We start from the raw sequence: 7200 nt of genomic DNA, 5'->3' as shown, positions 1-7200 counted from the left end.
GCACGGGGCCGGCAGCGACGGTGACAGGACGGAGGATCGAGGGGATCGCGGACGGAGCCGGAAAGGTAAGGGCGCCACAAACGTGCGGCAAAAGTGCAGGTCTCAAAAATGCAACTCCGCCGGCCCGATCACCATCGGTCGATCCGACCGTCCTGCAATCGCGAGTTGCGGTCAAGCCGGCAACACGCAGGGCAATCGCATCGGCAGTGCAGGGCAGGGTCAGTGCTCCTGGGACTCAGGGAAGGAGGCTCTCGACGCCAACCTGGTCATCGGCTGACGCACAGCGGAAAGCGCGATGCCCAGAGCTCTTGGCGCCGGGTTCCGCTTATGGCAGCACTGCTTCATGCGCGAGACGACCAAGAGTAAGGCAAGGGCCCGCTTTGGATGGGCTTTGGCTATCCCGATCCTCGTCTCGTTTGTGTTCACGAGCGTCTTTGGAATCAAGGCGCGGCGAGCATTTGAGCAGCAGCGCTGCGGCCTCGGTTTGCCATGGGATCGTGCGACGAGCGAAAGCTGGTTGGAGGCTTATTTCCCCGCAGCGTGGCGCGATGTGCAGACCTTGCGACGGTTGTCTTCGGAGTGTTTCGCAGCCTTGCACACCGACCTCACGACGGCCGGCCTTGTTGCGTTCGCCGCCACGGCCGTGCTCGCAGTCCTTCTGGTCGCGCAATCCGGGATCTTGTCCGGAGATGTGCTGCGCCCAGGCAACAGCAACCGTCTGGAGATAGCGATCGGAAGTGCGGCTTGTGCTGTATTTACGATCTGGTGGATCGTATGGTCATTGAGCAACGATCAGTTCATCAACTTTGGTGAGAGGGCCATAAGATGGACTGTTATTTTCAATGGGGAGTATATAGCGCCGTTCAATTTTGCGTTCCTGCTGAATTCCGTCTCTCTCAGGATTGTGGTCGTTGTCCTGCTCGTCTTCGTGAGCTTGAGCTGGCGCGGCTCAGTTGGCGCGACCGGGCCGCGCCAAACCCGGAATGAAGCTCCGTTTGCGATGATGGACCGTCGCGCCAGATCTCGGCGGCGGACGCCAATGCCAATCTAGGAAGCGGCGCGGCGAACGTCCGCAGCGATATCGGATCGGTGCCGGTCGAGCCATGCGGTCGCCTCGGCGCCATCGACGCGGCACTCGAAGGTCGGCCAGGACGGGTCCTCTCGCGACTCGATCTCCAGCCGGTCTCGGGCATAGCGGATCAGCTCGCGGAGCGTTTCATATCCGGGCCGGCCCTCGAGGGCGTCGGCGATCCAGGGCGTCGACCAGCCCCGTTTGGCGAGAAGCGCAATGCTGGCCGGATCGGCCTCCTCGAACCAGGGGGTGGCGTCGAACTCCGCCCGCATCGCCTCATCGGCTGTGTGGCACGTCGCGTGGATCATGCTCCGCTCCTGCTGGTCGGACCCATCATCTGCATCATAGCCCAGCAGGAGGCGCTATGCGCGCGTTTGAACACCACTTAAGCGGCTGCGCGGCGCCTGAACTCCGGCCAACCAGCACAGGATGCTGGCCGGCCCCGCGATGATCCGGTATCATCCACGGGCATGCCGCTCTCTGGGGCGGGTCTTCGCCAAAGCCCTCTCCCAGACCATGCTTTCGGCGCGCGAAGCAGTATTCCCGCAAGCGTATTCGGCTGGTCGCAGCGCATTCCGGCGCGACAGGGAGACCACCAGGCAATCCCACGGCGAGTGACATGCCTCGGATCTGAAACCGCGCAGAGCAGGAGGTAGCCATGCTCGTTCGTGACGCTATGACCGCGCATGCGGAATGGATCTCTCCGGACATCTCGCTGACCGAGGTCGCGCGCAAGATGCGCGACGCGGATATCGGATGCCTCCCCGTGGGAGAAAATGATCGTCTCATCGGAATGATCACGGATAGAGACMTTGCCTGCCGTGGCTGCGCCGAAGGGGCCGATCCCAACACGACAAAAGCGAGAAAGGTCATGACGGCGGGTATCACCTGGTGCTTCGAGGACGATGACATCAGGGATGCGACGCGCCGCATGACGGACAAGGAGATCCATCACATGCCGGTGATGAACACGCAGAAGCGGATGACTGGCATTCTCTCTCTGTCCGATTTGGCGCTGAGAGCGCCGAAGGATTTGTTCGGCGAGGTCACACGGCTTGTTGCCCGCGACGCATCGCGGCACGCTTCCGAACCCATGGCCCACTAGCTGTCCAAGCCCGGACGGCTTTTCATCCGGGACTGGGCCGAGAGGCTGGGGTTGCAAAGCTCCGCTTCCTGGCCCGGAGACGCCGGGATGGCAGGGCCAGCATCCTGGCGTTGCCGGTTCGACGCCCATGCCAACCTAAGAACCGGACTCCATCAGCAGGTCGGCAAGCCGGCTTTGCCCAGTCCACAGAGCCGCGCTCCAGCCCCGCGCGATTGCGGCCTCAACATTCGCCGGGGCGTCGTCGATCAGGAACAGCTCGTGCGGCTCAAAACCTGTTCGCGCCTCGATGGCGGCGAAGAAGCCCTGAGCGGGCTTCGCCCAGCCCAGCGCCGCCGCATAGTGGATGGCGTCGAAATGGCGCTCGAAGCCGAGCGTGTGCCAGAGATATCGTGCGCGCTCATGCTCCTGGACTGTCGCGAGATGCAATTCCAGGCCGTGCGCTCGCAGCTCCGCCAATTGTCCCAGCAGGTCCCGATCGACGTGGGAATCCTGTTCGAACCAATATCGGACGAGGGTGCCCGCATTCACTGTCGCGCCCATTTTCGCCAATGCGGGCTCAAGTCGCGCATGGAGATCAGCACGGCCATGGATGATGTCGGGCCAATGCGGGGCGAAGAACTCCGCCTGCAAGGTCTCCCTGGAGAGACCGAGATCACGTTCGAGATGAGCCGCCCATCCCCTTGGATCGGGATGTACGATCAGCACGCCGTCGACATCGACCATCACCGCCTTGAAGCGCATCGCGTCAGGATAGGCGGGCATCCTGCTCGTGAGAAGAGCCGGAATCGCCCCTGGCGGGAGCAGCGTGCGGCGTCGCCACCACTCTAATACGCCGTCCAGCCGCCATCGGTCGCGTAGGTGCCGCCGGTGAGGTTTGAGGCTTCGTCCGAGAGCAGGAAGAGCATGATCGCGACCTGTTCCGCCGGCGTCGCGTCGCGCTTATGGGAATCGGCCGCCTGCAGCAGGCTGTCGGCCTTCAGCATGCTCATGCTCGGGCCGCCGCCTGTGTCCTGCAGCTTCCTGGTCACGAGCTCCAGCGCGCGCTCGACCATCGGGGTTGCGGTCTGGGCCATGTTCACCGAGTTGATGCGGATCCCATAGGCGGCATAGTCGATCGCGGCCGAGCGGGTGAGGCCGGTCACCGCGTGCTTGCTGGCGACATAGGCCGGATTTCCGCCGAACCCGGTTAGCCCGGTGACCGAGCCGACATTGACGATGGCGCCGCCGAGATTCTGTTTCACCATCTGCTTGAGCTCGGCGCGCATCGACTTGAACACGCCGGTCGCATTGGTGCGCAAGACATTGTCCCAGTAGGCGTCCGTGGCCTCATGGATCGGCGCGAAGAGCAGGTGTTTTTGCCGCTCGTATTCGATCGGCGCGCCGGAATAGACGCCGTCCATGACGCCGGCATTGTTGATGGCGTAATCGAGCCGGCCGAAGCGAGCGACCGCGACCTTCACCATCTGCTCGCAGGTCTCGGTGTCGGAGATATCGCCGAAGACGAACTCCGCCTTTCCGCCTGCCTTCGCGATGGCGTTCATGTGTTCGGAGCCCTGTTCCTGCAACCAGTCGGCACCGACGACATTGGCGCCCTCGCGGGCGGCACGCTGGGCCGCGAGCGCGCCCATGCCGCGCGCGCAGCCGGTGACGATGAGCGTCTTGCCCTTGAAGCGCTCGGGGATGAAGTAATCCGGGCTGAGCGGCGCGACGTCCCTGGTACCGATGCCGCGCTTGCCCGTCTGGGCCTGGGCTTCCGTGGCAAGCGAGAGCCCGCCGGCTGCGCCGGCGGAGGAGGCGAGCGCGATGGCCTTCAGCAGATCTCGGCGTTCCATCGATCGGTCCCTTCCGGTTCTGGGCGGCACGGCGGACAGTGGCAATGCGTCGGGACGAACGGCGGCCGCCTCGGGACTGCCGGGGGCGGCGACATGACCATGGGCAGCGACCTCCCGCAGCGGGAACAGGCTTTTGCTCAGATCGACGATTGTATCCGACGCAGCGCGACCTGGGAAAGGCGAGGCTGTACCGGCATGGACGCAACTTCTACTAGAGGCTTTGTCTCAGCAGCGCGACGACGGCGACCCCGGCGAGCGCTGCCGCAAGGTCGCTGCCGCTCGCTTTCATGACCAGGATGGCCGCGGCGAGACCTGCGCATTCCGGGACGCGTCCCTGGAGTACGACCGGCGCCATGATGCCCGTCATGACGCCGATGGGGAGGGCTCGCAGCGCCGCTTCGCGCCTGGGCGTCAAAGCAACGAAGCGCATGAAGAAGAACCCGCCGGCGCGGCAGAGATAGGAGGCCGTCGCCATCACCACGAGCGCGATCGCGAAGCGCTGGTCGAGGCTCACGGCAGGGCCTCGCTCGGGGCCGGATTGCGGAAGAGCAGGGCGCCGGCTGCGGCTGCGGCAAGTCCGCCGGCGACGATGATCCAGCCGCTGGAGACGAAGGGAGCGAGCATCACAGCCGCAAGGCCGGCAGCGAGCACCGGTCCGAGATCGGCCTTGCCCTTCCACATCCCGATGAGGAGCGCTGCTGAAAAGGCGATCAGCATGAAGTCCAGGCCGTAGCGCGCCGGGTCGCCGATCAGGCCGCCGCTGAGGCGGCCGATCAAGGTGCCGAAAATCCAGGGCGCGAACATCGCGATCCCCGAACCCAGCACGAAGGCCGCATCGTCCTGACCGTGTTCCCGCTCGGCCATCGCCAGCGCCCAGTTGCCATCGCCGAGGAAGAACAGGGTTCCGTAGCTTGCGAGCGGCGGCGCTCCCGCGAGCCAGGGGCGCAGTGCCGCGCCATAGAGCACGTAGCGCGCGTTCATCAGCACGATAGCGGCGAATAATGGCAGCAGCTGCGCCCCGTCCCGCCAGACCTGAAGAGCCGCCATCTGCGCCGAACCGGAATAGATGAAGATGCTGGTCAGGACGGATTCGAGCGCGGAAAGCCGTGCCTCCGTTGCCAGGATGCCGAACACGACGCCGTAGAGGAGCACGCCGGGAGCCAATGCCTGGGCGCGGACGAAGCCGTGCTTGAAGCCGGAGAGGGTGAAAGGCGATCGCGCACCCGATGCCATGTCAACTCTTTCTAACCTTTTACAAGGTTAGTATTGTCGAGCAGCCATCGCAGCTGTCAAGTACGTCCGGCAAGAAGGGAAATCTGGTTTGATCCAGCCGGCCACCGACCCGCGCTCCTATGCGACCCATCCCCCGCTAGCGTTGGGGGGAGCGCTTTGTCTCGACTTCATCAACACGACGGCCTGGCGGGGCGACCCGGCGCGAAGCGCAGAGCGGCTGCACGACTATGCCGAACTGGTGCATTGGGCCACCGGGCTGGAACTCATCGACACGCGCTCCGCCGCGCTGCTTTTGGATGAGGCCGAGGCGAAAGTCCGGGCAGCAGAGCAGGTCCACGGTTTGGCGCTGCGATTGCGGGGAGAGATCGAACAGGCCCTCGATCCGGCGCATGCCGGCCTGGCGCGACTTGTCGAGGTCGAAGCGTTGCTGCGCGACATCGAACGCGTGGGGCAGCTCGTCGACACTGGTGCCGCCCGCATCCATCACTGGCACCCCAGCGGATCACCGCCGGATCTGCGGCTGCCGCTGCTGCCGGTCGCGGTCTCGGTGCTGGAACTGGCGGCGTCGCGCAGGCGATATCATCTGCGCCGCTGCGCCGATCCGAGCTGCGGCTGGGTCTTCCTGGACGAAACGCGCAACCAGTCACGCCAATGGTGCTCGATGGAGGGCTGCGGCAACCGCGCGAAGGCGCGCGCCCACTACGCGCGCCGCAAGGCGCGCGGGTGAGGCTCGACGGACGATGGGCTTGTCAGTCCGATCCTTCCGGCGCGTCGTTCAAGCCATCGGGCCTGGAATTCCGACAGGATCGTCGGACTGAGGCCGGCGCTCGGGCGATAGCGCGGCAGTGGTCTGACCATTCGGCGCGCCATTCAAAGGCGAAGGCGCGCTGCCATTCCCGCTCTCGTCGACCGCGGTCGCCCTGTCGGGCGCCGCMGCATCCGGCGTCAGTGGCCGAGGAGGGATCGGTACAAGCTCAAGTACCGGTCGGCCATCCGCTCAACCGTGAAGCGCGCGGCGACTGACGCCCGGCAGGCTGCGCGATCGATCTCTCCGATACGGTCGACAGCCGCGACGGCTTCATCKACGCTGTCGACCAGGAAGCCCGTAACGCCATGCTCGATCAACTCCGGCATCGAGCCGCGGTTGAAGGCGATGACCGGCGTGCCGCAGGCAAGCGCTTCGACGACGGATAATCCGAAAGGCTCCTCGAAACTGATGAGGTGAAGCAGCGCGCGCGCCGAGCCCAGGGTTTTCGTGCGTAGCGCCCCGCCAACCGGGCCGAGATAGACGACCGAACGATCGTCGAGTGCGGGAACCACCTGCGCCGCGTGGTAGCCCTCATCCTGGACGATGCCGGCCATGACCAGCCGCCGACCCGCCCGCCGCGCCGTCGCGATCGCTTCCGCCGCGCCCTTATCGGGGTGGATGCGACCAAAGAAGAGCAGGTCCTGGCTGCCATCAGGGTCGAAGGGAAAGTCCTCGAGCCGGATGCCATGATGAATCACGGCAGCATAGCGCAGGTCCCGATGGCGATCGGCCTCGCTGATCGCGACATAATGGACGCGATCCTCATAGGTCTTGAAGACGGGCAGGATGCGGTCCGACGAGAAGCCGTGGATCGTCGTCACGACCGGCGTCTCGACCAGTCTGGAGAATGCGAGCGGCACGAAATCCGCCTGATTGTGGAGGAGGTCGAACTCGCCTGCGCGCTCGAAGACATGGGCAACATGCAGCATCTCCCAGACCTTGGCGTCGATGGCAGGGTTCTCGGAATAGGGCGCCGGGCAAAGACCCGCGAGCGTGCCGGAGGTCAGGCTGTCCCTGGTGGCAAAAAGCGTGACATCGACGCCGCGCTCCACCAGGGCCTCAGTCAGGAGGCTGGTCACCAGTTCCCATGGACCGTAATGGCGGGGCGGCGTCCGCCAGGATATCGGCGCCAGCATTGCGATGCGCAAGC

Annotated in this window: 9 protein-coding genes; 3 read left to right on the top strand and 6 right to left on the bottom strand. The window is 65.0% G+C overall.

The features are described from left to right. The first annotated feature begins 343 nt into the window (after positions 1-343). Positions 344-1051: a hypothetical protein gene (locus AC1DJT_RS32035; protein ID WP_441508149.1), complete on the top strand. Its 708-nt coding sequence runs from the start codon at positions 344-346 to the stop codon at positions 1049-1051. On the opposite strand, the gene AC1DJT_RS32030 is transcribed toward AC1DJT_RS32035, so the two are convergent. Continuing rightward, positions 1048-1380: a hypothetical protein gene (locus AC1DJT_RS32030; RefSeq protein WP_441508148.1), complete on the bottom strand. Its 333-nt coding sequence runs from the start codon at positions 1378-1380 to the stop codon at positions 1048-1050. The genes AC1DJT_RS32035 and AC1DJT_RS32030 overlap by 4 nt on opposite strands. A 350-nt stretch (positions 1381-1730) precedes the next feature. On the opposite strand from AC1DJT_RS32030, the gene AC1DJT_RS32025 reads away from it, so the two are divergent. Next, entirely contained in the window at positions 1731-2177 is a 447-nt protein-coding gene (locus tag AC1DJT_RS32025) for a CBS domain-containing protein (RefSeq protein WP_476835652.1), read from the top strand. Between the two features lie 135 nt (positions 2178-2312). Here AC1DJT_RS32025 and AC1DJT_RS32020 read toward each other — a convergent pair whose 3' ends face one another. The 4 genes from AC1DJT_RS32020 to AC1DJT_RS32005 all read right to left on the bottom strand — a co-directional run bounded on the left by AC1DJT_RS32020 (position 2313) and on the right by AC1DJT_RS32005 (position 5242). Next, the gene (locus AC1DJT_RS32020; RefSeq protein ID WP_441492352.1) at positions 2313-2939 is read right to left on the bottom strand and encodes an HAD family hydrolase; all 627 of its coding nucleotides are present in this window, start codon (positions 2937-2939) and stop codon (positions 2313-2315) included. Between the two features lie 62 nt (positions 2940-3001). After that, a complete protein-coding gene (locus AC1DJT_RS32015; protein ID WP_476835651.1) occupies positions 3002-4009 on the bottom strand; it encodes an SDR family NAD(P)-dependent oxidoreductase in 1008 nt (335 codons plus the stop codon). A 211-nt stretch (positions 4010-4220) separates the two neighbouring features. After that, the gene (locus AC1DJT_RS32010; protein WP_441508145.1) at positions 4221-4523 is read right to left on the bottom strand and encodes an AzlD family protein; all 303 of its coding nucleotides are present in this window, start codon (positions 4521-4523) and stop codon (positions 4221-4223) included. Continuing rightward, entirely contained in the window at positions 4520-5242 is a 723-nt protein-coding gene (locus tag AC1DJT_RS32005) for an AzlC family ABC transporter permease (protein WP_441492355.1), read from the bottom strand. Before AC1DJT_RS32005 ends, AC1DJT_RS32010 begins: the two co-directional genes overlap by 4 nt. A gap of 88 nt (positions 5243-5330) precedes the next feature. Between AC1DJT_RS32005 and AC1DJT_RS32000 the strand changes: the two genes are divergently transcribed. After that, complete coding sequence (locus AC1DJT_RS32000) at positions 5331-5969, top strand: CGNR zinc finger domain-containing protein (RefSeq protein ID WP_441492356.1); 639 nt, start codon at positions 5331-5333, stop codon at positions 5967-5969. Between the two features lie 218 nt (positions 5970-6187). Here the strand turns inward: AC1DJT_RS32000 and AC1DJT_RS31995 are convergent. Further along, on the bottom strand, positions 6188-7200 hold a 1013-nt coding region (locus AC1DJT_RS31995; RefSeq protein WP_476835650.1), incomplete at its 5' end, for a glycosyltransferase family 4 protein.

The sequence above is a fragment of the Allobosea sp. 05T422_2 genome, assembly GCF_056396265.1.
This window is presented reverse-complemented; position numbering and strand designations above follow the sequence as displayed.

Excerpts from the sequence above, each read along its gene's own strand:
- AC1DJT_RS32005 (WP_441492355.1), bottom strand. The coding sequence starts at position 5,242 with ATGGCATCGGGTGCGCGATCGCCTTTCACCCTCTCCGGCTTCAAGCAC.
- AC1DJT_RS32015 (WP_476835651.1), bottom strand. The coding sequence starts at position 4,009 with ATGGAACGCCGAGATCTGCTGAAGGCCATCGCGCTCGCCTCCTCCGCC.
- AC1DJT_RS32035 (WP_441508149.1), top strand. The coding sequence starts at position 344 with ATGCGCGAGACGACCAAGAGTAAGGCAAGGGCCCGCTTTGGATGGGCT.
- AC1DJT_RS32030 (WP_441508148.1), bottom strand. The coding sequence starts at position 1,380 with ATGATCCACGCGACGTGCCACACAGCCGATGAGGCGATGCGGGCGGAG.
- AC1DJT_RS32020 (WP_441492352.1), bottom strand. The coding sequence starts at position 2,939 with ATGCCCGCCTATCCTGACGCGATGCGCTTCAAGGCGGTGATGGTCGAT.